This window comes from Mitsuaria sp. 7, from assembly GCF_001653795.1.
GTDB lineage: Bacteria > Pseudomonadota > Gammaproteobacteria > Burkholderiales > Burkholderiaceae_C > Roseateles.
The window spans coordinates 2,196,635-2,219,267 of the sequence record NZ_CP011514.1 but is presented as its reverse complement, the minus strand read 5'-3'; the positions used below and the strand labels follow the sequence as shown (position 1 = coordinate 2,219,267).

The window sequence follows — 22,633 nt, the reverse complement described above, 5'->3', positions numbered from 1 at the left end:
GGGTCAGGTCGGCGGATTTCGACAAGATCGGATCAAGGTTCGTAGAAAGCATGGCCACTCGTGCGTTGAAAGAACGATGCCTCCAGATCGAAATCCGCATTCTGCCGATTGAAGTCAGGGTGGCGATGTGGACCACTCCGAGTATCCCGGGTCACGGATACGCTGCCTCCTCGCGGGCCGGCATCAATGCATTTCAGAGGGACATTCCATCGTGTCACGCCTGCCTCATTCATCGGCTTCATCCAGCCATCGTGCCGCCGCGGCGACGACCACCGACGCTGCGCCGCAGCATGGTTCGAACCAGACCGGCGTTCAAAGTGCGAGCCCCCGACTGCTTGCCCAGCGCCGGCAGGTCGAGGCGCTGGCCGACAGCCCCCGCATGCTGGCTCAACGCCGGCAGTTGGCCGGCTTGAATCCACCGGTCATCCAGCGCTTCCATACGGCTGCCGAAGCGCAAGCCAGGTGGGAGCTCACGAAAAACGTGCAGGTGTTGGACGTCCTGGAGAGGACGCTGGATCCAAAACCGTCGGGGCAGGCCGAGAAGGCCAAGAGCGCAGGCCAAGGCATCGGCATCCTTGCCACCATTCCGACGACGCCCACACGCAAGGGAGTCGATGCCATCGGCGCAACCTACGCGCAAGGCTTTGCTGATCCGGCCGAGGCGCTGCTGCGTTTTGGCCTGGTCGTTGGCGTGAATGCCTGGGCCGGCCTGGGTAATCGACAGGTCGCGGCGCTGGCAACCCGGACTGCAGTCGAGGCAGCTACGCCGCAGAACTGGCCGGTGGCCATCGTGAGTTTCGGATGGGCCAGACAGTGGCAGAACAAGCTCAACCGTCAGGTGGTGAGCGAACCGGAAATGCGGGGCGAGTTGGCCGACATGCCTGACTCTGAAAGGGAAAAGCTGGGCACCTTGGAAAAGGCAGACATCCCTTACGGCACGGTCCGAGAAACCATTGCCAAGGCGCCAGTCACCGGTCAGATGGAGCAGTTGCTGCTGCAACGCAGTCCGGCGGTGGACGCGGTCTACCACCACGTGGCCGACGACGATGCTCCCAGTACCAAGGCGCCGCCCGACCAGGGCGGGCGTGGCGTGTATGACGTCTACCAGAGCGAGATACTCGATCAATGGAAGCATCGCAAGACCGTTCCTCTCCTGCTCGCCGGTGGGTATCGCGTTCGTCGGAGAGACAACGCAGTCGATCCCGGCGACGCGCCAGACGGCAGCAGCATGGCCTTGCCCGAATATGCCAGCGACCTGGATCAGGACGTGCGGGACGGACTGTCCGACGTGGATCCACGCATTCCGTATCTTTCCGAAGCCAATCTACTGGTGCATGCCGGAGCGTTACGCAGCAATCAGAAGGCACCCAACGACAGCACGCAGGGGGAGATATTCGGAAAGTACACCTTTGAGTCGGGAAATCTAAAGCGGTTCCTGGGCTTGAACGCCTTGCCGCGTGGAAGTGATGTGCTCAAGCAGTCGATGCATTTCATGCCCGAAGCGTCGCTGGTGACCGGCACGGGCGGCGGCGGGAAACGCTTCATCGAGTACGGCTTCAAGCAGGCGAAGAACACACCCGGGAGCGGGCCCGCCCAGGTCGCACAGGAGCATCGGAAGGCCATCTCCACCAGTCAGAACGTGGGCAGCCTGGGAAATGCAGCGGTCAATCTGTCGCTCTACTTCAAGGCAGTGCATAACTGGCAGGTGTCGTCGCGCACGTTGTGTGAACGGCTGGTGGCAGCCGCGGAAGTCCGGTTTGCCGACGCGCCGTTGACCATCGACGCGCTGAAGAGGGATCCCGCCACACGGGAGATGTTGCGCGGTACCGCCGAGGATGCCTTTCCGCAGACGGCGGAAGTCCGCAACGAAATCAAGGCCGTCATCGACGCAAGCGCGGGGAAGATACTTGCCGCCCACGCGGCGTCCATGCTCCGCTTGCCCGCGCTGTTGAAGGGGCATTTGGGTGGACGAGACTGGTCGCCGGGCACCCATGATCTCAATGCGCTCGGCGATGCCCTGAGTGACTTGGTGCTGCCGGCGGAGTCGTATGGCGCCGTGATTGCGTTGCAGTCCCTTGTGTATTCACTTCGCAATTACGCCGATCTACGCCAGGCGTTGACGCGGGAGCCTGATATCGGGCCGAGGCTTGCCGGTGTCGTTGAGGATGAATTCATCGCCAAGCTGGAAGCAGCCAAACGACCGGTCTGAACGAGGCTTGCGACATGCAGCTGCCGGATCAGCTGATCTCGATGACCACCTTGCCGAGCAACGGCCGATCGCCATCCCGACGCTGTTCGAGCGCGGTGTGCGCCGCGCCCATCTCCGACAGCCGGAACGTGGCCCCGATGACCGGCCGGATGCGCTCGCGCTCCAGCAGGTCCTTGAGCGCGAGCAGCTTGCCGCGGTTCTGCCGCGTGAAGACGAAGTGGTACTCCGCGTTCACGCCCCAGGCGTTCACCAGGTTCTGCGGCGTCGCGATGTCGACGATCGACACGACGCGTCCTCCGTCCGCCAGCACGTGCGGGGAGCGCTCCAGCGTATTGCCACCGATGGTGTCCAGCACGACGTTCACGCCGCGCGCGCCCGTCAGCTCGCGCACATGGTCGACGTAGTCGCCGGACTCGTAGTCGATCGCCTCATCGGCGCCGAGCGAACGGACGAACTCGAACTGCCGGGCGTTGCAGGTGGTCAACACCCGGGCGCCCATCGTCTTGGCCAGCTGAATGGCGATGGAGCCGACGCCGCCCGCACCGCCGTGGATCAGGACGGTTTCGGCGGGCTGCAGGCGGGCCCGCGTGACCAGCGCTTCCCAGGCGGTGCCGCCGACCAGCGTCGTGGACGCCGCCTCGGCATGCGTCAGGTTGCGCGGCTTGTGCGTCACCAGTTCCTGCGGGACGACGTTGAATTCGGCGTAGCTGCCGCCCTTGGGGCCGAAGATCTTCGGCGTGTAGAAGACCTCGTCGCCGGGCTTGAAGTCGCTCACGCCGGCGCCCACGCGCTCGACCACGCCGGACACGTCGTGCCCGATGACGGCCGGCAGGGGCACGTACGCCGGGTAGTCGCCGCGGCGGATCTGGTAGTCGAGCGGGTTGACGGAGGTGGCGACGACGCGCACGAGCAGTTCGCCGGCATCGACGGCCGGCACGGGGACCTCCTGCAGTTGCAGGTTCTCAACGCCGCCGAAGGCGGTCAGGACGATGGCTTTCATGGGGACTCGCAGAAGTTGGGATGGGTCTCGCTCCGCCGATTTCCGCGGAACGGGTCCATTGTCATATCGCAAATCATCGATACGTTGAGGCGGCCGGCTTCGACCCTTTCGCCGTCGATGGTGATGGGTCAGGTCTTGCGCGGCCGGGTTCGTGCTGCTATTCGTCGCGCGAGCCGCCCGTACACTGGCCGCTCAAACGCCTGATCGAACGCTTGATTCCGCCTATGTCCGAAGAAGTGCCGTTGCTCCGCGTGCTCGAAGTGCTGGCCAATGCGCAGCGTCTGGAGATCCTGCGCAAGCTCAAGACGCCCGGGAGCTTCCCGCCCCAGGATGAGGGCGACCCGCTGGTCGACGGCGTCTGCGTGTCGTCGATCCAGGAGGGGCAGGGGCTGGCGTTCTCGACGACCTCGAAGTACCTCGCCGACCTGGCGAGCGTCGGCCTGGTCACCGTCAAGCGGGCGGGCCGTTGGTCGTACTACCGGCGCGACGAGCGGGCCATCGCGGCGCTGGCGAAGCGGATGGCGCGGGAGCTCTAGCCAGGGGGCTGGCCAAGCCTCATGCGGTTGCCGTCAATGGCATGAACCGTTGCGCCAGAACTCCGCGGGAACCAGGCGTCGCTCGGCGCCTTCGCCGGCGAGGCAGAAGCTCACGTCATAGCCCCGGGTCGGATCGGACGTGTCGCTGGGGCACACGTTCAGGAAGGCCGAGTAGACCTTGCCATTCGTCAATGTGCTCATAGGGCCCGACTTCGATGCGGGCGGGAACTGCCCATAGACGTAGCAGGCGGCGGAGGACTGCGGCACCGCGGGGCTGGCGTCGAACATGACCCATGAGACAGTCGCCACCGGTCGGGTGGACAGATCCGAGACGGAGATGCCCTGCAGCTTCGCGATCGGGTCCCGCTTCACATCTTTGCTGGAAAGAAAGAAGCAGGGTTGCCCGTCTTGAAGCAGTACCTCGGCATTCCCTATGCGTGAGGTCGCCCAGCAAGCGCCAAACGAAGAACAGAGCGCCAGGGCGAGGAGGTGGTTAAGGCAGGTGCGCATCGAGAACGGAGACGGCGCCCACACCGCATCCGGGCGCTGCATGTATTTGAACGCGAAGAAGTCGGCAAGCAGGTGGTGGCGCCAACGGGGAAGCAGGATGAGGACGGTCCGCGGCGACGAACGATGCGCGAAGTCTAGCGATTGGAAGGGACCGGTCCTCGCGACCTTGGTCATGTCGTCACGGCGCGAGCGCTGCAATGCCTGGTGCTAGTACGACTGCAAGACGCTCTTGGTCGTCAGGCAGTCCCAGCAGATGAAGACGTAGACCATCCCGCAGTCTCCGATGCAGACCGCATCGCCGAGGGAATCGATCTGGGCATAGAAGGACATCGGCTGAGCGCATCCGCAGGCGGGGATGTCCGGGTCCTGGATCCATTCCGGGTCGCCGCCGATCCGATGGCGAGCGCCCATGGGGTGACCTGCCCGCTTGAATCCGACGATGGCTTGGGATTCGGGTGTCTCGGGTGCCGGAACAAGGGGGACTGCCGGAATTTTCATCGTGTCTTGGAAGCCTTTGCGTGAAGGGTCCCGCGCGCGCCATTCACTGCGCCGCGGGCTTCGACTCCCGGAGCGCCGAGGGGCGACCGCCTTCAGGCGATCCAGAGCAGCATGCCGTTTCCGTCCGCTGCCGCATCGTGGAAGTACTGCTTGAGCGCCTCGAAGTTGTGCAGCACGTAGTCGCGGTCGTCGGCATCGCCGCGCCAGGGGATCGGGTAGATCTGTTCGGCTTCCACCTTCTTCGCATTGAAGCGGGCCCAGAGGGACTCGCCGGAGACGTCGGCCAGCGCCGCCGCCGCGGCCTTGACTGCTTCGGGCTCGAGCACCCTGAAGGGACCGTAGCCCGTGTCGGTGTCGGGCAACGGATCGCCTCCCAGGACGGCATGGGCGAGCGGTCCGTCGCCGCCCCACGATTTCCCGGTGAGGAGGAAGTGGATGAGGTGCCAGGACTTGTCGAGGTCGAGCGCATCGTCCTGGTCATCGTCCTCGGGGTAGGCGAGCGCCTCGGCCTGGTCCGGGTCCTTGTACAGCTCGTCCAGCTGCTCGACCGAGATGCTGAGGCAGTTGCCGATCATCGACATGGTGGGTTTCTCCTTGTGCCTGGCATCCGATCGGTCCAGGTCGGGTCACGGGGCGATCGCGCAATGGATGCGGACCGGGGAACTCAGAGCGCCTGCACCGCTCTCAACTGCGCCTGCTCATCCTCGGTCGGGAAGACGCTGACGCGCACACGCGGAGGATGCAGGCCGTCGACGCGCTGCATGTGATGCCCCGCGATGCGCACGGCATCCGCCCAGGCGACGATCACCGTCTGATCCGGTTTCTCCTGCGAGGCGAAAGCCACCAGGTCGGTGTGCGGCAGCAGCGTGTCCACGCCGTCCGACCACACCGAGTAGCTCACCACCCGGTCGCTGTCCTTGAACTGCAGCAGCTGGACCGAGCCCACGAAGGGGGCGGCCGGATCCTGCGCGTGCTGCTGCTCCAGCAGGTTCTTCTGCGTGGTGTAGTCCTCCGAGTCCTCGACGGCGATCAGCGCCTGGAACTGCGCGCGAAGCGCTTCGGGCGGCTCGAAGGGCTGCCACTCGCGCTCGACGAGCTGCAGCGGGCGGCAGGACAGCCAGCGGGTGTGCTCCTGCTGCATCCGGCGGCACGCGGCGGCCATCAGCGTCAGGCCGGCCAGGTCGTTGGCGTCCGTCGCGAACAGCACGTGCCGCAGCGGCACCATCACGACGGGATGCGCCACGCCGGAGCGGTAGATCACGTCCGGCAGGAAGAGCCGCGACGATTCGTAGGAGTCGTTCCACGCGCCCTGCCAGAGTCCGGGTGCGACCTGTTGCCAGCCGTCGTTCTCCGGGAGCCCGCGCAGGTTCTGGAGCGCGTCGTCGAAGGCGTCGTCGAAGCTCACGCCCCAACGGTCGAGCATGCCCTGCGCGACGCGGGCGGTGCTCTCCGGCGTGTCCAGGCCGAGGATCGCGACGTAGTCGCCGACGACCGCGCGCCAGGGCGTGTCGTTGGTCTCGCGAGGCGGCGCGTCCTGGCCCAGGCTCAGGCTGTTGGCGGCGTTCAGGGCGTTCTTGCCCATGTCGGCGTGCGTGCGCAGCAGGGGGATCAGGCGGGACCGGACGCTGGCGTAGTCCTCGGCATGCTCGGGCAGGTCCTTGGACATCGGACGCAGCATCACGCCGTCCACGTACCGGCGGACCTCGGCGTCGCGCGCGCGGCCGCCCTTGGCCCGGAGGACGTCACTCAGCAGATGCGCCAGATGCGAGTGCATCTGCGTGCCGTTGAGCGTGAAGGTGACCTCGGGCGAATCTTCCTTGAAGGTCACCTGCGTGGCGCCGGCATCGTTCAGGCGATTGACGACGCGTTGGATGACGTCAGCCGCGGTCGGCTTGCTGAAATGCCAGCGGATCCATTCCATCATGAGCAAGTCCCTGCTGTCTGGTTGGGGCGGATTGTGGAGGAAGGATTCGATTCAGCGTCGACCAGCGTTCAGCGATTGCTGATCTGCCAGGCGACATCCATAGTGAGCTGGTATTTCTCGCCCACTGGAATGGGGCGGCGCGTGCGCTCGGCCGAGGGAATTCCTTCAAGCCAGAGGAAGGGGTGAACCGACAGCGCCTGGTCACCCGAGACGGCCGCAATGTCGCGCTCCCATCCGGGCCAGCGGAGTGGTCGATAGAAGTCCGGCACGTCGGAAGAGAGCGCCCAGGTCAGGAAGGCGCTGTAGCTCGCGGCGAAGTCCTCCCAGTCCAGCGACTGGGGTGAGAAGTACAGGACGTGCCCGAGGTCCGGTCCGAGACCGCCGCCGTTCAGGGCGAAGAAGCCGCCCATCACGTCATCGGCGATGAGCAGGAAGCCAGGGCGCCCGTTCTCGTCGAACGGCGCGTGGTCCGTCGTCCAGCCGGGCAGCGAGCGCCGCATCCGCGGGCCCCCGGCGCCAAGGATGCGCAGCCAGCCGTGGTCGACGAGCAGTCCGCCCGTGTGGTGGACCAGCGCGCCCATCGGCGAGCGCAGCGTGACTTGCAGGGCGAGGAGCGCCGCATCAGCAGTCGCGGGGTCGGTGGGAAGGACGCATACGTTCGGGCAAGACTCGATCCACGCCGACACCGTCGGCCAGGCGGGATCCTCGGTCCGGATCAACTCGTCGAGGCTTTTCATGCGGGTTGCGCCATGAGGCTCACTGGTGAAGGTCGGAGGTCATGGCTGACGTGCCAGCGAGGCCGACGCGCGGATGGCCGACAGGAGATCGTCGCGAGCCACCTCCAGCACCGGGCCGTCGACGCGGAAGCCTTCGAGGTGGTGAAGGAGGTCTCCGACATCGGAAGGGGGGAACGACCATCCTTCCACGGTCGACCAGCCCTGGGCCAGGGTGTACCCGTCCGGCGTGGCGGTGCAGCGCAACCAGCCAGAGTATTGGTCGGACAGGTCGTAGGGGAGATAGCCGATCTCACCGGCCTTCAAGCCTTGAACGACTTCGAGCCATTGCTCCAGGAGTCGCAAGAGGACCGCCCGGATCTTGCGTTCGTCTTCACCGACGGAAGGAAGACCATCGTCGATGACCAGGTAGTACGAATCGCAGATCCGTTCCTGTCCCGCGAAGCGAAGAACGAGGTCCTTGTGACCGGTCTGGTTGTCCTGGAATGAGAGGCTGAGGTCCATATGCAGAGATGCCTTTGAAGCCGGGAGGAGGATACGTCCTCACGTGGCCCCGTAGATGGTCTCTGACAAGTCCTGACCCCTGAGTGGTTTCGCCCGCACTTCCTCCACGGATTCGGGGCCACGCCATCATTGTTCAGCAGACCGAACACCTGGGCCGGCGCCTCCTCCAGCGCTTTCCCGAGGTCGTCGTCCACCAGCGCTATCGGATGGCCTCGGAATGCGTGCACTTCGTAGGTATAGCGGCCCCCCGGACTGGCCGTGTAGTCGCCCCAGTGGAACTTCTGGATCGGGTGCTGGCTCGTGTCGACAGCACCCGTGACCGGCAGGTCGAAGCGCTTCAGGGCGGGCACACCGTGGAGGCCCAGCTGCAAGGCGAGGACGTTCCGGAAATTGCTCCGAAGGAGCTCGCGCTGAAGTGATGCCGATCTGCTTGCGGACGGATATCTGCCTCAGGACGGGCTCCTGCGACTCACGCCTTGCTCCTCCCGCCATCGCGCGATCGCCTCCCCCGGCGCCACCCCGAACGACGCCGTGAACTTCCGCTGGAACGTCCTGCGGGACATGTGGCAGAGGTCCGCCATCTCGTCGATGGTCCACGGGTGTGACGGCCTCGCCAGCACGCGATCCATCAGGTCGGAGAAGGGCGCGCCCGCGCGGTCCTGGGCGCGCAGCGCCTGGCTGTACTGGCGCTGGTCGCCATCCCTGCGCAAGGGCACCACCAGCCGCCGCGCCACCCGCTGCGCCACCGTCCGGCCGCAGTCGCGCTCGATGAGCATCAGCGCCAGGTCGATGCCCGCGGTCACGCCCGCGGACGTCCAGTACTTGCCGCTCTCGCTGTAGATCAGTTCATCGGAGACCCGCAGCGCCGGGAAGCGTCGCCGCAGCAGCGCGGCGGCGCGCCAGTGGGTCGTCACGCGCCGGCCGTCGAGCAGGCCGGCCTCGGCCAGCAGGAAAGCGCCGGTGCACACGCTGCAGGTCCGCTGCGCCTTCGCATCCGCGGCCCTGAGCCAGGCCAGGATCTCGGGCGTCCTGGCGACGCGGTGCACGCCTTCGCCACCCGGGACCATCACCGTGTGGAGGTCCGCCGCGAGCGACTCGGACAGGCCCCGGTCGACCTGCAGTCGCAGCCCGGCCCCCACCGTCGCGGCCACGTCCGCGGTACCGCAGGTGGCCAGCCGGTAGCGCGTCTGGCCGCTCTCCTCGTTGGCCGAGACGAAGGCCTGCCACGGCCCCGCGAGGTCGATCGGCTGGAAGCCCTCGAACAGCAGGAAGGTGATGTCGATTGGCGCAATCCGGCGCGTTTCTGGCACGCGTGCCTCCTGTCGTTTCCTTATCGTGACGAGTCTCAAGGAGCCTCTTCATGCAAGTCAATGTCCTGCTGTTCCCCGGCGTCACGCAACTCGACCTGACCGGTCCGTACGAAGTGCTCGCGCGGGTGCCCGGCGCCACGGTCTCGTTGGTGTCCTCAAGCCTGGATCCGGTCACTTCCGACCGCGGCCTGGTGCTGACGCCGACCGCGACCTTCGCAAGCGCCGGCGCCTGCGACATCTTCGTCGTTCCCGGCGGTCCGGGCGCCGACGATCTGCTGACGCAGGCGCCGTGGATCGAATTCATCGCGTCCCAGGCCGCCCGCGCGTCCTACGTGATGGGCATCTGCACGGGCTCGCTGCTGCTGGGAGCGGCCGGACTGCTGCGCGGCAAGCGCGCGAGCTGTCATTGGACCGCGCGGGAGTTCCTGCCGGCCTTCGGCGCGCTGCGCGACGACGCGCGCGTCTGCGTGGACGGCCATCTGCTGACCTCCGGTGGCGTGACCTCGGGCATCGACATGGCGCTGCAGGCCGTCGCGCTGATGCGCGACGAGGACACCGCGCGCCAGATCCAGCTGCAGATCGAATATGACCCGCAGCCGCCGTTCCCCGGCGGCACGCCGGAGACCTCGCCGCCGCACATCGTGCAGCGATGCCTGGAGGCCGGAAAGGCCCGATATCCGATCCGCGCGGCCGCCGTCGCCCAGGCGGCGGAGCAACTGGCGCACCGCGCGGCGGGAGATGTCGCAGGGGGGCGCTGAGCACCGAGGCCTCGGACGAAGCCTCAGACGAGACCTTAGACGACGCCTCAGACCACGTCTTCGATCGCCCGCTTCAGCAGCGACAGCCCCAGGTCGATCTCCTCGTCGCTGACCGTCAACGGCGGCGCGATGCGGAAGACGCCGCCCATCAGCGGCAGCTGCACGATGTTCATGCTCAGGCCGTGCGCCATGCAGGCGCGGGTGATGGCCGCGCCGAGTTCGGGGGCGGCCTCCTTGCCGGCCTGGCTGCGCACGATCTCCACGCCCAGCAGCAGGCCGCGGCCGCGGACATCGCCGATGCAGTCGAACTCGCGCTGCAGCGCGCGCAGGCCAGTCTCCAGCCGCGCGCCGGCGACGCGCGCGCGCTCGACCAGGCCGTCGCGCTCGACGATCTCCAGCACCTTGAGGCCCACCGCGGCGGGCAGCGGGTCGGAGACGTGCGTCGTGTAGAACAGGAAGCCGCGCTCATGGCAGCGCTCCTCGATCTCCGCGGTGGTCAGCACCGCGGACAGCGGAATGCCCGCGCCCAGCGTCTTCGACAGCGTCAGGATGTCCGGCGAGACGCCGTCGCGCTCGCACGCGAACATCATCCCGGTGCGCCCGACGCCCGTCTGCGCCTCGTCGAGGATCAGCAGCATGCCGCGCTCGCGGCACTTCGTCTGCAGGGCGCGCAGGTAGCCCACGGGCAGGTCGATCAGGCCGCCGGAGCTGAGGATGGGTTCGGCGATGAAGGCCGCGAGGTTGCCGCTGGACTGGCGGTCGATGAGGTCGAAGGCGTAGTCCAGTTCGGCCTGCCAGTCGTCGGCGCCGCCGAAGCGCGGCCGGTAGGGATTGGGTGCCGGGATCGCGAAGGAACCGACCGACGCGGGGCCGTAGCCCTTGCGGCCGGCGCAGTAGGTGGCCGACGCGGCCGCGCCGGTCATGCCGTGCCACGACTGCGCGAAGCCGACGATCTCGTACTTGCCGGTGTACAGCTTGGCGAGCTTGAGCGCCGCCTCGTTGGCCTCGGCGCCGGTGCTCAGCAGCAGGCTGCGTTCGAGGCCCTGCGGCGCGACCTCGGCCAGCTTCGTCGCCAGATCGACCACCGGCCGGCTGAGCATGCCGCTGAAGAGGTGGTCCAGGTTGGCCGCGCGGTCGGCGATCACCGCGGCGATCTCCGGGTGGCCGTGCCCCAGCAGGGAACTCATCTGGCCCGAGGTGAAGTCCAGGATCGCGCGGCCGTCGGCGTCGTGGACGAAGCTGCCCCGCGCGCGTTCGATGATGAGCGGCTCGAAGCTGCCGCCGTAGCGGATCAGATGCTGGCGGGAACGGGCCCAGAACGTGGGGTCGGCGTTGCGTGACATGGCGGCTTCCTTGGACTCGTGACGGGCAGGAGCCTACGGAGATCCCGGCCGCCCGGGAAGCGAGTAGTGCTGATGGCTGGCATCAGCGGCGTGCATCGGTGGCGCGCGCGGGAGGCGCCCAGGAGACGCTCGAGTAGCGGTCGAGCAGCGCACGTGTGGCGCTCAAGTGGCGCTCAAGTGGCGCTCAGGCGGCCGGCAGGACCTTGCGCACATGCGCCGCGAAGGCGGCCGTCAGCGGCGAGGGCCGTTCCCGCCCGCTCGCCAGCGTCACCCCGATCACCGGCAACGGCGGCAGGCCGCTGTCCTCGTCGAGGATCTCCAGGTCATCGGGCACGGAGGTCCGCGTGAGCACGGTCACTGCCTGCCCGGAGCGCGCCATGCCGATCAGTCCGGCCAGGCTGCTGCTCGCGTAGGCGAGCCGGAACTCCCGGCCCACGGCCTCGAGGGCGCGTCGGGCCAGCACGTGGTCCAGCGCGTCCTGCGCGCCCAGCGCGAGCGGCAGCGGCGTCATGCCGGCGACCGCCGAGCCGCGCCGTGCGACCCAGACCAGCGGCTCGCGGCGGATGACGCCGGGCTCGTCCGCGTTCTCCACCGACACGAGGGCCAGGTCCACCGCATGGCGAGCCAGCAGCTCGTGCAATCGGGGCGTCGGCGCGCAGACGACTTCGAGCTGGACGCGCGGATGCAGGCTCGCGAAGCCCTGCAGCAGATGCGGCAGGAAGACGACGGCGTAGTCCTCGGGGCAGCTGAAGCGCAGCACGCCGGAGACGTCCACGCCGCGCAGTTCGGCGAGGGCCTCGTCGTGGTGGCGCGTCAGCTCGCGGGCGTGCGCCAGCAGCCGTTCGCCGGCGGCGGTCAGCGTCACGCCGCGCGCGGTGCGGTGCAGCAGCGGCTGGCCGGCGACGTCCTCCAGGCGCTGCATCTGCATGCTCAGCGCGGACTGCGTGCGGCCGACGCGCTCCGCGGCCTTGCTGAGCGCGCCGGTCTCGGCGACGGCGACGAGGCTGCGGAGCAGGTCGAAGTCGAGGTGGGCGGTCACGGGCGGGGAGGCTTTCGCGAGGGAAGGAGAGGGGATCCCGCATCCTACGCGTCGTTCCGGCGCTGCCCGTCGGACCGCTTGGCAACAGGATTTCCGTGGTGGTTCCCGACGCCGGTGGCAAGTCCTGACCCCGTCGCTGAGAACTCGACGTAGCGAACTGCCGAAGCGCAGCGCTGGCAGCTCAGGCACTACCTGATCCTTGGCGACCAGTGCTCGATCGATGTCCTCGCGCAAGACTTCGAATGGGAGTCGAAGGGTCGAGCGCTGGGGTGGTAGTTCAGCGTCCGGCTGCAGGTCGTTCCTTCGGCCGCTCGGTGTCACGGTCTTGACGCTTCACAACTAGGGATGTCCGTCCTCGCTGGCAGGTGCACGATCCACCTGCACAGGGAGGAGGCCAAGATGGCACGTTCACTCATCCGCATGCGGGCTTTGGCTTGGGCCTTGGCAATCGCCATGGCATCCATCGCCGCCCCTGCGTGGGCCTCGCTCACTGTGGGCGCCGAAGCCTCGTGCGGCAAGGACCAGTGGGTCACAGGCCTCACCGGGAAAGCCGGTCTTTGGATCGATGCCGTGGGGCCGACCTGCGCCGGCTGGAACGAGAGGACCCTCCTGCCCATCGACGGGCGGGCAGGGCGTCCCGTTGGCGGAAAGGGCGGCGGTGCGATCACGCAGCGCTGTCCCGCGGGGTCTGCCGTGAGCGCATGGGAAGTCGCGAACGTGCGTCAGGGCGATGCCGCGTTCGCCGACAGGGTGACCCTGCAGTGCAGCACGCTCGCCCCGCCGCAGACGGTGACCGAATCGGCCCTCGCTTTCGGAGGAAGCAACAACCTGCCGCGTGGCAAAGGCAAGCCGCGCAAGGGCAGGTGTCCGGCGGGCGAATTGGCCACCTCGTTGTCCGTCTGGACCTCCAGCGACGGGCGCTTCGTGACAGACGTGAACATGAGGTGCTCACGCGCGCCGCGCGGCTATTCGATGATGGCGACCCAGCGCGCGGCGGATGGATCGCTCACCGTCTTCTCTCCTGAACTGAAGCTCAAGAGCGGCGACATCGTCCAGCTCGATTGGTGTCGGGAGTGGGCGACCCATTGCGGCAAGCCGGCCGCGGATGCCTTTTGCGCATCGAAAGGCTTTGGGGCATCGAGCAATGAAGTCGCCAAGCCGAACCACGGCCTGACCGTCGTGATCTCCGATCAGCGGATCTGCAATGGGCATGACTGCACGTCTTTCCAGAGACTCACCTGCAGTCCCCGCAGCTAGGAAAGCTCTGCGATGGCGCAATTCGGGCGACGCCAGTTGGCAGCTACAGGTACTTCGGGATCGGGTCATCCTGTCGTGTTGTAGCCCCAACCGGTCCTCTTCATGCGCCATCGGCCACCTTTGGATGATGCGCCGGCGAGGCCGCTATCTCGCCGCCACCGGCAAACTCCTCGCATCCCACCTCTGCATATTGGCGAGTGCGTTCTCAATCGGATCCGAGGTGACGCGTTCCGCGCCGAGGAATGGCCGATCCATGGCCGCGACGAAATGGAAGACCAGTCCCAAGGCGAGTGCCAGCACCACGATCGCCCCGCGACTGCAGGCGGTGACGGGGAGCACCGCGACGGGCGCCAGGGTGAGCAGCGAGCTCACCAGCACCACCACCCACAGCGTCACCGGCACCTTCCCGTCGCTGGCCTCCAGCCGGGCGCGTCGCTGCGTCAGCAGGTCATTCGCCTCGGTCCACATGTGCTCGACCAGCGCCGTTTCCGCCCCGGTCGTCGGACGAAGATCGCCCAGCGACCGGTAGACGTCATCGAACGCGTCCAGCGTCGGCTGGCTCGGCTGCTCGTGTTGCATCGCCGCCCATTCCTTGCCGATCACACTCCGGCCATACCCGCGCAGGCGCTCCCGCGCGAGCCTCGACTCCGGCGTTCCATACACGGCCAGCGATCGCCCCAGCTGCGCCATCGCCGTGGCCTCGCGGCTCACCGCCTGCTCCGCCGCGCTGAACGAGTCCCACACCGACACCGCCGAGAACGCCAGCAGCAGCGAGTTGATCGTCGCGATCACGCCCAGCGACGCGAGCGCGACGTTGCGATCCGACTCCGTCGCGCGCTCGCGCCAGCGCCGCGGGAACAGCGCCTGCGCGCCGAGCCCGAGCACCACCCACGCCAGCACAAGCGACAGCCCCAGCACCCAGTTCGGCACCTCATAGATGATCAGCGGCATGACACGCCTCCCTCGCTCAGGCCTTCGCTCAGCGCGTAGCGCGTCATGCCGGCGACACCGCGCACGCCCAGCTTGCGCGTCACGTTCTCGCGATGCGTCGCCACCGTCTTCGCGCTGAGCTTGAGCCGGTCCGCGATCTCCTGCGTGCTCAGGTCTTCGGCGAAGAGCTGGACGATCTCGCGCTCCCGCGCCGTCAGCGCCGGCCCCGCCGGAATCGGCGTGCCCGCCTCGGGCAGCCGGTGCCGCGTGCGGATCTCATCCACCAGACCGCCCATCAGCCCCGGGCTCAGATAGATACGCCCGCCGGCCACGTCGCGCACGGCGCGCAGCAGCTCCTCGCTCGACGCGTCCTTGAGCACGTACCCCGACGCGCCCGCCTGCAGCGCCGTCACCACGCTGCGCTGGTCCCCGTGCATCGACAGGCAGATCACCTGCACCGACGGATGGTGGGCGCGGACCCGCCGCGTCGCTTCGATCCCGTTGAGGCCCGGCATCGCGATGTCCGTGATCAGCAGATCCGGCTGCAGATGGCGCACGAGTTTGACGGCGGCGGCGCCGTCCTCGGCCAGCCCGACGACGTCCAGCCCCGCGTCGCGGGACAGGAGCGCGCGCAGGCCTTCGCGCACGAGTTGATGGTCGTCCGCGAGGACGATGCGAAGGGTCATGACGATCTCCCTGACGATGAGCGTGAAGACGAAGGTGACGATGAAGGCGGAGGAACGCGCCGGATCACGCCGGATCCAGCGGAATCAACAAGGTCGCGCAGGTTCCGCGGCCGGGCTCCGAGCGCAGCACCAGCGCGCCGCCCAGCGCCTGCAACTGCGCGCGTGCGCCGCTCAGCCCGAGCCCGTGCGCGTGCGCGTCGGTCTCGCCCCGACCGGTCGGGAAGCCGCGTCCGTCGTCGCGTACGCGCACGCTCAACCAGCCGCCGTCGACCTTCGGCTCGATCTCGACGCGGGATGCCGACGCATGCTTCTGGACGTTCAGGCAGAGCTCCCGCACCACGCGGCAGGCGACCGCGCGATGCGCGGCGGGGATCTCGGCCGTGCCGGGCGCCCCCATCGCGCCGCCGTCGACATGGATGGCCAGCGGTCCGAGCAGTCCCAGCTCCGCCGCCACGGCCTCCAGCGCCGTCGGCAGGTCGCCGTGCCAGTCCGGCGGCGCCAGCGCGAAGGTCAGCGAGCGGACCGTCCGCGACAGCTCGCCGAGCAGCTCGGTGACCTGCGCCAGCCCCGGGTCCGCGCCGACCGGGGCGCCCGCGCCCTGGCGCCACTCCCCGAAGGCCAGCCGCAGCCGGACGATCAGGCCGCCGACCTGGTCATGCAGCAGCTGGGCGACGCGTTCGCGTTCCCGGAGTTCCGCATCGGCGTGCGCTTCCGCGAGCGTCATCTGAAGGCGGGTCAATCGCTCCAACCGGTGCTCGCGGGTGAGCCGGCCGGTCGGACCGGCGGGACGGGGCCGCGCCGGCGGGGGGGTATGAGGACGGAGTGGGGTGAGGTTCATGCGAGCTCCCTGTGCGCCTGTACGGCGTCGTCGTGTGGCGACCGATCCGGGGGGATCGATGCCACAGACGGTAGGCGGCGCCGCCTCCCGCGACCTTCCGGAAACCTTCCGGAGGCTCCGGCAGGTTCCGGAAGGTCTCTCGAAGGTGTCCGGAAGCCCCGGAAACAGGCGCTTGCGAGACATTCCCCGTGTGCTTCCCCGCGGCGGCCCCGGGCGTTCATGAGCGGGGGCAATGCGGCCGCTCATGCGGGGTGGCACGGCTCAGGTCGTAGCAGCTCTTCAGGAAGTCGATGTTGGAGCCCAGGTCCGGAAGGGGCTTGCCGATCCCTTTCCAGTGCTCGGCGAGCGCCTTGCGCAGCGGATCGACGGCCGCCATGTAGTCGTCGGGGAAGGGCACGACCTCGTAGACCAGCGGGAACTCGATGTACTCCAGCTTCACCAGCGCGCCGAGCTGCTCGTAATGGAAGTGCACGGCGGCGAAGTTCTCCATGTCCTGGCTCAGGTAGAGGTCCTCGCCGGAGCCGGCCAGGCGGATCAGCTCCTGGGCGTGCGGGCCGATCTCGGGGAGCAGCTCGCGCTGGAAGGCGCGGGCGCGCAGCCGGATGCGCTCGTCGCGCTCCAGCAGATGGGAGACGTGCTGCAGCGACTGCAGCCGCTCGGTCAGGTTGGCGCGCTTGCTGTCGTCCACCCATTCGACGAGCTGGGTCACCGAGATCAGCACGCCGACGATGACGCTCAGGCCCGTGGCCACGCCCACCGACGCCTGCCAGTAGCCGAGCACGACCGCCCTGCGGTCGCGGGTGACGGGGACGCAGTCGGACTCGGTGGCCCCGTTGGGCGCGTCGGACGGGTTCAAGGGGGCACCCCCTTCTGCCGGAGCAGCACGGTCCAGGCGCGGTCCGGCGTCGCGACCAGCCGGCCGCCGGCGTCCAGCGGGGCGCGGGTCCAGCTGACGCTGTCGCTGACGTTGCCGCCGATGGCGCCCAGCTCGCTGCCGTCCACCTGCACGACCAGGTCGCAGTGCCAGGTCCAGATGCGGCCGCGTAACGCGCGGGGCAGGGCACTCCATTGGGCGAAGGTGGCCGGCGCGTCGGGCTGGGCGTCGCGCGGCGCGCAGATGACGTCGCCCGGCCGCGGCGGGGTGACGGCGGCGTCGCGGGCCTCGAGGCCCGGACGGCTCCCGTCCAGGGCCGCGCGGATGTAATGCCAGTGCAGCTCGCTGGCCTCGAACTGGCGGTCGCCGAAACCGGCGTTGCGCATCAGCCAGGAGATGAAGACCGCGCTCCAGGGCCGCAGCGAGCCGTCGTCGAAACGGGTGCGCTGGAGCGGATAGTCGGGGCCCTTCACGCCGATCCAGTAGAGCAGCACGCGGGCGTGGAGGTAGGGCTCGGCTTCCTGCCGGCGCGGGGCGTCGAGCCGGTGCTCGGTGAGGTTGGTGGCGGCGTCCCAGCGGCCTCGGCCCCAGAGTTCCCACTCCTGCAGGGCGAGAGCGAGCAGGCGTTCGGTCGACGGCGCCGGTGGGGCGGACTCGCCGCCCAGGCCGGCGGTCAGGGGGGCGTCGGGACCGGTGGTGGGGCGCGGCGACTCCACTTCATAGATCGGCGCCGGATCGTCGGCTGGCCACGGCGGTGGGGCCGCGAGCGGCTTCGTCTGCGCGCAGCCCTGCAGCCAGAGCGCGACGAGCGCGAGCAGCGCCAGCAGCACGGCGTGGGAGAGATCGCGAGGGAGCGCGCCGCGGTGGAACACGCGCCGGCAATGACGCTGTGACATGGGACCTCCTGCGTCGGGGAATGGGGACGCGGAAGGTCATCGTCGGGGCAGCCCGGCGTGCGGGGCATCGGAGGAAGGCTGAGCTTGCGGGTGGGAAATCCGGAACCGCTCCGGCGGGCACAGACTCGGGTCTGCCTCACTGCCGTGGCCGCTGGCCCTCACCCCCCGCCCTCTCCCGCAAGCGGGAGAGGGAGTCCGACCGGCGCTACTCGCGGCGCCGGCGCCTCTTGCTCCTTCTCTCTCTCTCTCTCTTGCGGCAGAGCCTCGTCAGCGCCTTCGGCGGTAGAAGTGAACTCCCTCTCCCGCTTGCGGGAGAGGGCGGGGGGTGAGGGCCCGCGGCGGCGGAAGTACGGAGACCTTCTTGCTCCCTCCCCCTCCTGCGGGAGCGCCTCGTCAGCGCCTTCGGCGGTGGAAGTGGACTCCCTCTCCCGCTTGCGGGAGAGGGCGGGGGGTGAGGGCCAGCGGCCGTGGCAGTGCTGAACCCCTTTGTTGATTCTTCTCCCGCTTGCGGGAGACTGGCCTACAGCGCCTACAGCGCCTACAGCGCCTACAGCGCCTACAGCGCCTACAGCGCCTACAGCGCCTACAGCGCCTACAGCGCCTACAGCGCCTACAGCGCCTACAGCGCCTACAGCGCCTACAGCGCCTACAGCGCCTACAGCGCCTACAGCGCCTACAGCGCCTACAGCGCCTACAGCGCCTACAGCGCCTACAGCGCCTGCACCGCCGCCTCGCTCAGGAGCCGGCGAGCCGCCTCCAACGGCGCCGGATCGATCCACGCGCCGATGTCGAAGTCCGTCTGGATGAAGCCCCACTTCAGCAGGAACTTCTTCTGCACTTCCAGCGCCGCGACGGCCGTATCCGCGAGGTCGGTCGTCTGCCGCCGCGGCAGGTCGTCACCATAGGCGCGCTTCACCCACGGCACCTTCCCGCCGGTCTCACGGCTGATGTACGCCAGCGTTTCATACGGATGCTTCGCCGCCCAGTCGCTCACCGCGACGATGCGCGCCAGGAATCGCGCGACGATCTCCGGATGGTTGTCCAGCAGCGACTGATGCACCGTGATCGGCCGGGGCGTCCCGTTGTGCGCGCGCACCAGCGGATCCGGATCGCGGCTGATGTCGAAGACCACGTGCGCCCCCGTCTCATGCGTGAGCTCGAGGCCGCGATCCCCCTTCAAGTAGATCGCGTCCACATCGCCGCGCTGCAGCGCCGCGACCAGCAGCTCGTATTCGTTCTGCGAGCTCAGCAATTGCGAGTCCGGACTGGTCGCGCCGGTATGGATCGCCGGACTCGCGCCAGGCCCACCGGAAGGCTCGACGGGCACGTCGACGACCTCCACCTGACTCAGCGACAACCCCGCCAGATCCAGCGCCACGAGGAACCCATGCAGCGCCTCCGAGCGCCGGCTCTCGATCCGGTTGCTGTACAGAGGCAGGCCGATTCGACGACCGCGCAGGTCGCGCGGCTCGATCACGCCGCTGCCGGGCGCGCTCACGATGCCCTGGTATTCATCGAGCCAGTTCAGCCCGATGACGCGACTCTCCGCGCCCTGCGAGCGCGCCCAGATCGCCGGCACGTTGCCGCCCTGGCGGAAGGAGTTGGGCAGGTGATGATCGTTGCGCGACTGGCGCAGCACCGGGTCCGGCGTCTCCTCCAGCGTGAAGATCTTGATGCCGTCGGCGCGGAATTCGTCGTGGAACCAGCCGAGCTGGGACGCCAGTCCGAGCGGCGTCGGATTGGGCGTGCGGGTGTACCACAGGATGTCGGGCACAGGGCTCATGGGCGATGCGATGTTCTGGTTGTGGGGGTTGGCCCGGGCGCGCCGCGCGATCGCGCGGGCGTCGTGGATGTCCCGGACCTTGCGGCCAGGCTCAGGCTTCCTCTGCCTGACCCTGTCCGTGGGTGAGCACGTGGTCGTCGGAGGTCTCCGCCTCGTCCGCCTCTTCCGCGTCCTCGGGGCTCGTGCCGTCCCCGATCAATCCATGCCGCTTCAGCAGCGTGCGCATGACATTGCGCGACACGCCCAGCAGCGCGCCGGCCCGCACCTGGTTGCGACCGCTGACGCGGTAGCTCTCCTCGACGAGCAGGCGCTCCACGTCGTTGAAGAGCGACTTGGGCGGTGATTCGAGCAACGCCTGGACGGCGCGACGCAGCAGCGCGGGTGGCGGCTCCGTCGCAGCGGCGGACGCCGCGTGGAAGCCCGCGCCCTGCGGCGTCGACGGGGGAGGCGACTGTGGCGCCTGCGGCGCCGCGGCGATGGGCGCGCCCGGCGGTCCCGATGACGAAGGCTCCGCGACCGCATGCCGCCGTGTCGGCTGACCCGCCAGCTTCAGATGCTCGGGCCTGATCTCCTGCTCTGACGCGACCAGCAGCGCGAAGTGGATGACGTTCTCCAGCTCGCGGATGTTGCCCGGCCAGTCGTACGCCTCCAACGCGCGCAGGGCCGCGTCGCCCAGCCGCGGTTCGGGCAGCCCGAGCCGCTTGCTGTAGATCGAGAGGAAGTGGCGCGCCAGCGGACCGATGTCGCCCAGGCGCTCGCGCAGCGGCGGCAGCCGCACCTGGACGATGTTGAGCCGGTAGAAGAGGTCGAGCCGGAAGTGCCCCGCCGAGACCGCCTCGCCCAGGTCGACGTTGGTCGCCGTGACCAGCCGGACATCGACCGGGATCGGCTTGCGCGAGCCGAGCCGCACCACCTCGCGTTCCTGCAGCACGCGCAGCAGCTTGACCTGCAGCGAGAGCGGCAGGTCGCCGATTTCGTCGAGGAACAGCGTGCCGCGGTGCGCCGCTTCGAACCAGCCCTCGCGCCGGCCCTGCGCGCCGGTGAAGGCGCCCGCCTCGTGGCCGAAGAGCTCGCTCTCCGCCAGGTGCTCCGTGATCGCGCCGCAGTTGATCGCCAGGAAGGGCCCGGTGCGACCGCTCAGCGTGTGGATGTGCCGCGCGATCAGCTCCTTGCCCGTCCCCGAGTCCCCGCCGATCATCACCGGCGCGCCGCTGGGCGCGACCCGCTCGATCAGCTGCAGCACCGCCTGCGACGCCGGATCCACGAAGGCCAGCGAGCGCGCCCGGATCGACAACGGGCCGGCCGAGGCGCTGTCCAGGGTCAACAGCCCGGTGTCGTTGGCGTCGCTGGGTGGCATGGTCGGGCTTCCTCCTGGAGATGGCGTCGGCAAAAGCCCATGCTAGGAAGCCCCGGTCCGCGGAGGAACGAAGTTTTGCCTCGTTGCATATGCGGACGGTGCGCGCGCCGCGGAGGGCGCGCTGCCACGTGGCATGCGGGGCGGCCATCGAGGCATTCGCGGATGCGGCGTCGCGGCGGATCACAGGTCGGTATCGCGCAGCAGATGCAGTTCCTGGGCGCGCTCATAGAGCTTGCCCATCTTCCACTGCTGCTTCAGCACGCCGGGACCGAGGTCGCGCGAACCGCCCAGCGCCTCGGCCAGCGCCTGGATCTGCGCGCCTTCCTCCAGCAGCAGGATGAACTCCGCCGTGTCGCGCAGGCCCTTGCGGCCCCAGACAGTGGCGCCGCCGTTGGCCTCCAGGATCGCGGAGACATGCGGGTTGTCGCGCAGGCGGTCGAGGATGAAGTCGACCTCCTGCTGGCGGCGGTCGATGTAGACCGGCAGCTCGCGGAAGAGCTGGTGGCGCTGCACCGGCACGTAGCGGATCGGCAGGGTGCGGTGCGTCTGCGCCCACGCGCCGAGGTAGGGCGCGTGCACGTGCGAGATGGTCGTGATCTCCGGATGCTCGATGAACAGCTTGGTGTAGCGGCCCTGGCCGGCCTTGGCGGCCGCGCCGACGTAGACGGTGCCGTCGAAGCCCGTCACCGTGGCGGTCAGCGGCTTGTTCCGGTCGAACGGGCCGGGATAGTTGACTGAGACGAGCTTGTCCTCGCCCGGGATGCGCTCGATGAAACCGACCGTGCCGAAGGCGGTGATCGTGCCGGTCTCGCGGTAGGCCTCGAAGATGACGGCGGCCTGCTGCTTCACCTGGGCGACGAACTCCTGCGCCGCGGCGCTCAGCGGCGGCGGGGTGTCGAGGGCGTTGGCGTTTGCATTGGTGGAGACGGCGGTCGAAGGTTCGATGACGGTGGACATGCGGTTCCTTTCGGCAGGGGCCTGTTCATTGGCCTGGATCCAGGCGCAGGAATAGGCGTAGGTGGAGAAGGCGGGCACGGTGCTCGCCGACAGGTGAGTTGGATCAGGCGGCGAGCGCGACGGTGGTCGCGCTGACGAGCGGCCAACCGAGCAGCGCGCGCGCCTGCGCGGCGGCCAGCTCGATGCGCGCCTGGCTGGCGACGCGGTCGGCGGCGAGCTGGTACTGCTCGAACTCGCTGTCGCGCACGTAGACGCCGGCCGGCACGGTGTGCAGTTCCAGGAAGCTGGCGAGCGGCCGCCACTGGTGCTCCAGCACCAGCGCGTGGCGGTCGCTGCCGCCGGTGGCGGCGAGCACCGCCACCTTACCGCGCAGCCGCGTCGGATCGAGCAGGTCGATGAAGTGTTTGAACAGCCCGCTGTACGAGCCCTTGTAGACCGGCGAGCCGAGCACGACGACGTCCGCCTGCGTCAGCAGGTCCTGCGCCGCGGCCACCGGCGCGGGCAGGCGCTCGAAGCTGGTGACGCCGGCCAGCGAGGAGGCGAGCTCGGCGATGTCGACGATGTCGATGCGGGCGTCGGTGCCGGCCGGTCGGCCGTCGGCGATGCGCTCGGCGATCGCGGTGACGAGCGCGCGGGTGCGCGAGGGGCGGCTCAGGCTGCCGCTGAGGGCGACGATGCGGGTCATGGTGA

24 protein-coding genes are annotated in these 22,633 nt (G+C 68.7%); 5 read left to right on the top strand and 19 right to left on the bottom strand.

Going from position 1 to position 22,633, the window contains the following annotated elements:
• The first annotated feature begins 211 nt into the window (after positions 1-211).
• Positions 212-2,209: a hypothetical protein gene (locus ABE85_RS09795; RefSeq protein ID WP_157522177.1), complete on the top strand. Its 1,998-nt coding sequence runs from the start codon at positions 212-214 to the stop codon at positions 2,207-2,209.
• A gap of 28 nt (positions 2,210-2,237) precedes the next feature.
• Here the strand turns inward: ABE85_RS09795 and ABE85_RS09790 are convergent, their stop codons facing one another.
• Positions 2,238-3,209, bottom strand: a complete 972-nt coding sequence (locus ABE85_RS09790) for a zinc-dependent alcohol dehydrogenase family protein (protein WP_067273283.1) — start codon at positions 3,207-3,209, stop codon at positions 2,238-2,240.
• 224 nt (positions 3,210-3,433) lie between these two features.
• Between ABE85_RS09790 and ABE85_RS09785 the strand changes: the two genes are divergently transcribed.
• On the top strand, positions 3,434-3,745 hold the full coding sequence (locus ABE85_RS09785; RefSeq protein WP_377154525.1) for an ArsR/SmtB family transcription factor: 312 nt from the start codon (positions 3,434-3,436) through the stop codon (positions 3,743-3,745).
• 33 nt (positions 3,746-3,778) lie between these two features.
• Here the strand turns inward: ABE85_RS09785 and ABE85_RS09780 are convergent, their stop codons facing one another.
• From ABE85_RS09780 to ABE85_RS09755, 6 genes are all read right to left on the bottom strand, one after another.
• The gene (locus ABE85_RS09780) at positions 3,779-4,429 is read right to left on the bottom strand and encodes a hypothetical protein (protein ID WP_157522174.1); all 651 of its coding nucleotides are present in this window, start codon (positions 4,427-4,429) and stop codon (positions 3,779-3,781) included.
• Between the two features lie 33 nt (positions 4,430-4,462).
• The gene (locus ABE85_RS09775; RefSeq protein ID WP_082938494.1) at positions 4,463-4,666 is read right to left on the bottom strand and encodes a hypothetical protein; all 204 of its coding nucleotides are present in this window, start codon (positions 4,664-4,666) and stop codon (positions 4,463-4,465) included.
• A 179-nt stretch (positions 4,667-4,845) separates the two neighbouring features.
• The gene (locus ABE85_RS09770; protein WP_067273274.1) at positions 4,846-5,334 is read right to left on the bottom strand and encodes a YfbM family protein; all 489 of its coding nucleotides are present in this window, start codon (positions 5,332-5,334) and stop codon (positions 4,846-4,848) included.
• Positions 5,335-5,417: 83 nt separating this feature from the next.
• Positions 5,418-6,677, bottom strand: a complete 1,260-nt coding sequence (locus tag ABE85_RS09765) for a hypothetical protein (protein WP_067273272.1) — start codon at positions 6,675-6,677, stop codon at positions 5,418-5,420.
• A 68-nt stretch (positions 6,678-6,745) separates the two neighbouring features.
• A complete protein-coding gene (locus tag ABE85_RS09760) occupies positions 6,746-7,414 on the bottom strand; it encodes a DUF2625 family protein (protein ID WP_067273270.1) in 669 nt (222 codons plus the stop codon).
• 39 nt (positions 7,415-7,453) lie between these two features.
• A complete protein-coding gene (locus ABE85_RS09755) occupies positions 7,454-7,915 on the bottom strand; it encodes a hypothetical protein (protein ID WP_067273268.1) in 462 nt (153 codons plus the stop codon).
• Between the two features lie 272 nt (positions 7,916-8,187).
• On the opposite strand from ABE85_RS09755, the gene ABE85_RS27475 reads away from it, so the two are divergent.
• Positions 8,188-8,334, top strand: a complete 147-nt coding sequence (locus ABE85_RS27475; protein ID WP_157522172.1) for a hypothetical protein — start codon at positions 8,188-8,190, stop codon at positions 8,332-8,334.
• Between the two features lie 30 nt (positions 8,335-8,364).
• Here the strand turns inward: ABE85_RS27475 and ABE85_RS09745 are convergent, their stop codons facing one another.
• A complete protein-coding gene (locus tag ABE85_RS09745) occupies positions 8,365-9,225 on the bottom strand; it encodes a GlxA family transcriptional regulator (RefSeq protein WP_231993271.1) in 861 nt (286 codons plus the stop codon).
• A 50-nt stretch (positions 9,226-9,275) separates the two neighbouring features.
• On the opposite strand from ABE85_RS09745, the gene ABE85_RS09740 reads away from it, so the two are divergent.
• Positions 9,276-9,983, top strand: a complete 708-nt coding sequence (locus ABE85_RS09740; protein WP_067273262.1) for a DJ-1/PfpI family protein — start codon at positions 9,276-9,278, stop codon at positions 9,981-9,983.
• A gap of 47 nt (positions 9,984-10,030) precedes the next feature.
• On the opposite strand, the gene ABE85_RS09735 is transcribed toward ABE85_RS09740, so the two are convergent.
• Positions 10,031-11,326 (bottom strand): aspartate aminotransferase family protein, encoded by a 1,296-nt coding sequence (locus ABE85_RS09735; protein WP_067273254.1) that lies wholly within the window; start codon positions 11,324-11,326, stop codon positions 10,031-10,033.
• A gap of 184 nt (positions 11,327-11,510) precedes the next feature.
• On the bottom strand, positions 11,511-12,365 hold the full coding sequence (locus ABE85_RS09730) for a LysR family transcriptional regulator (RefSeq protein ID WP_067273251.1): 855 nt from the start codon (positions 12,363-12,365) through the stop codon (positions 11,511-11,513).
• A 399-nt stretch (positions 12,366-12,764) separates the two neighbouring features.
• Here ABE85_RS09730 and ABE85_RS09725 point away from each other — a divergent pair, with 399 nt between their 5' ends.
• A complete protein-coding gene (locus tag ABE85_RS09725; protein ID WP_157522169.1) occupies positions 12,765-13,622 on the top strand; it encodes a hypothetical protein in 858 nt (285 codons plus the stop codon).
• 144 nt (positions 13,623-13,766) lie between these two features.
• Here the strand turns inward: ABE85_RS09725 and ABE85_RS09720 are convergent, their stop codons facing one another.
• The 9 genes from ABE85_RS09720 to ABE85_RS09680 all read right to left on the bottom strand — a co-directional run bounded on the left by ABE85_RS09720 (position 13,767) and on the right by ABE85_RS09680 (position 22,628).
• Positions 13,767-14,573, bottom strand: coding sequence for a DUF4239 domain-containing protein (locus ABE85_RS09720; RefSeq protein WP_067273245.1), 807 nt, complete (start codon positions 14,571-14,573; stop codon positions 13,767-13,769).
• Positions 14,564-15,238, bottom strand: a complete 675-nt coding sequence (locus tag ABE85_RS09715) for a response regulator transcription factor (RefSeq protein ID WP_067273242.1) — start codon at positions 15,236-15,238, stop codon at positions 14,564-14,566. The genes ABE85_RS09720 and ABE85_RS09715 overlap by 10 nt, the downstream gene beginning before the upstream one ends.
• Positions 15,239-15,302: 64 nt before the next feature.
• Positions 15,303-16,076, bottom strand: a complete 774-nt coding sequence (locus ABE85_RS28745) for an ATP-binding protein (RefSeq protein ID WP_157522167.1) — start codon at positions 16,074-16,076, stop codon at positions 15,303-15,305.
• Positions 16,077-16,293: 217 nt separating this feature from the next.
• Entirely contained in the window at positions 16,294-16,932 is a 639-nt protein-coding gene (locus ABE85_RS09705) for a hypothetical protein (RefSeq protein WP_067273237.1), read from the bottom strand.
• Positions 16,929-17,846 (bottom strand): DUF2272 domain-containing protein, encoded by a 918-nt coding sequence (locus ABE85_RS09700; RefSeq protein ID WP_157522164.1) that lies wholly within the window; start codon positions 17,844-17,846, stop codon positions 16,929-16,931. The genes ABE85_RS09705 and ABE85_RS09700 overlap by 4 nt, the downstream gene beginning before the upstream one ends.
• Before the next feature lie 709 nt (positions 17,847-18,555).
• On the bottom strand, positions 18,556-19,629 hold the full coding sequence (locus tag ABE85_RS09695; RefSeq protein ID WP_067273231.1) for an ABC transporter substrate-binding protein: 1,074 nt from the start codon (positions 19,627-19,629) through the stop codon (positions 18,556-18,558).
• A 91-nt stretch (positions 19,630-19,720) separates the two neighbouring features.
• Complete coding sequence (locus ABE85_RS09690; RefSeq protein WP_082938492.1) at positions 19,721-20,986, bottom strand: sigma-54-dependent Fis family transcriptional regulator; 1,266 nt, start codon at positions 20,984-20,986, stop codon at positions 19,721-19,723.
• A gap of 180 nt (positions 20,987-21,166) precedes the next feature.
• Positions 21,167-22,021: a class II aldolase/adducin family protein gene (locus tag ABE85_RS09685; protein WP_231993270.1), complete on the bottom strand. Its 855-nt coding sequence runs from the start codon at positions 22,019-22,021 to the stop codon at positions 21,167-21,169.
• Between the two features lie 25 nt (positions 22,022-22,046).
• Entirely contained in the window at positions 22,047-22,628 is a 582-nt protein-coding gene (locus ABE85_RS09680) for an NAD(P)H-dependent oxidoreductase (protein ID WP_067273230.1), read from the bottom strand.
• Positions 22,629-22,633: the final 5 nt, after the last annotated feature.

Coding starts and splice junctions, on each gene's coding strand:
- ABE85_RS09770 (WP_067273274.1), bottom strand. CDS start 5,334: ATGTCGATGATCGGCAACTGCCTCAGCATCTCGGTCGAGCAGCTGGAC.
- ABE85_RS09695 (WP_067273231.1), bottom strand. CDS start 19,629: ATGAGCCCTGTGCCCGACATCCTGTGGTACACCCGCACGCCCAATCCG.
- ABE85_RS09785 (WP_377154525.1), top strand. CDS start 3,434: ATGTCCGAAGAAGTGCCGTTGCTCCGCGTGCTCGAAGTGCTGGCCAAT.
- ABE85_RS09680 (WP_067273230.1), bottom strand. CDS start 22,628: ATGACCCGCATCGTCGCCCTCAGCGGCAGCCTGAGCCGCCCCTCGCGC.
- ABE85_RS09735 (WP_067273254.1), bottom strand. CDS start 11,326: ATGTCACGCAACGCCGACCCCACGTTCTGGGCCCGTTCCCGCCAGCAT.
- ABE85_RS09760 (WP_067273270.1), bottom strand. CDS start 7,414: ATGAAAAGCCTCGACGAGTTGATCCGGACCGAGGATCCCGCCTGGCCG.
- ABE85_RS09765 (WP_067273272.1), bottom strand. CDS start 6,677: ATGATGGAATGGATCCGCTGGCATTTCAGCAAGCCGACCGCGGCTGAC.
- ABE85_RS09790 (WP_067273283.1), bottom strand. CDS start 3,209: ATGAAAGCCATCGTCCTGACCGCCTTCGGCGGCGTTGAGAACCTGCAA.
- ABE85_RS09700 (WP_157522164.1), bottom strand. CDS start 17,846: ATGTCACAGCGTCATTGCCGGCGCGTGTTCCACCGCGGCGCGCTCCCT.
- ABE85_RS09715 (WP_067273242.1), bottom strand. CDS start 15,238: ATGACCCTTCGCATCGTCCTCGCGGACGACCATCAACTCGTGCGCGAA.
- ABE85_RS09780 (WP_157522174.1), bottom strand. CDS start 4,429: ATGACCAAGGTCGCGAGGACCGGTCCCTTCCAATCGCTAGACTTCGCG.
- ABE85_RS09690 (WP_082938492.1), bottom strand. CDS start 20,986: ATGCCACCCAGCGACGCCAACGACACCGGGCTGTTGACCCTGGACAGC.
- ABE85_RS09725 (WP_157522169.1), top strand. CDS start 12,765: ATGGCACGTTCACTCATCCGCATGCGGGCTTTGGCTTGGGCCTTGGCA.
- ABE85_RS09740 (WP_067273262.1), top strand. CDS start 9,276: ATGCAAGTCAATGTCCTGCTGTTCCCCGGCGTCACGCAACTCGACCTG.
- ABE85_RS09775 (WP_082938494.1), bottom strand. CDS start 4,666: ATGGGCGCTCGCCATCGGATCGGCGGCGACCCGGAATGGATCCAGGAC.
- ABE85_RS09755 (WP_067273268.1), bottom strand. CDS start 7,915: ATGGACCTCAGCCTCTCATTCCAGGACAACCAGACCGGTCACAAGGAC.
- ABE85_RS09720 (WP_067273245.1), bottom strand. CDS start 14,573: ATGCCGCTGATCATCTATGAGGTGCCGAACTGGGTGCTGGGGCTGTCG.
- ABE85_RS28745 (WP_157522167.1), bottom strand. CDS start 16,076: ATGAACCTCACCCCACTCCGTCCTCATACCCCCCCGCCGGCGCGGCCC.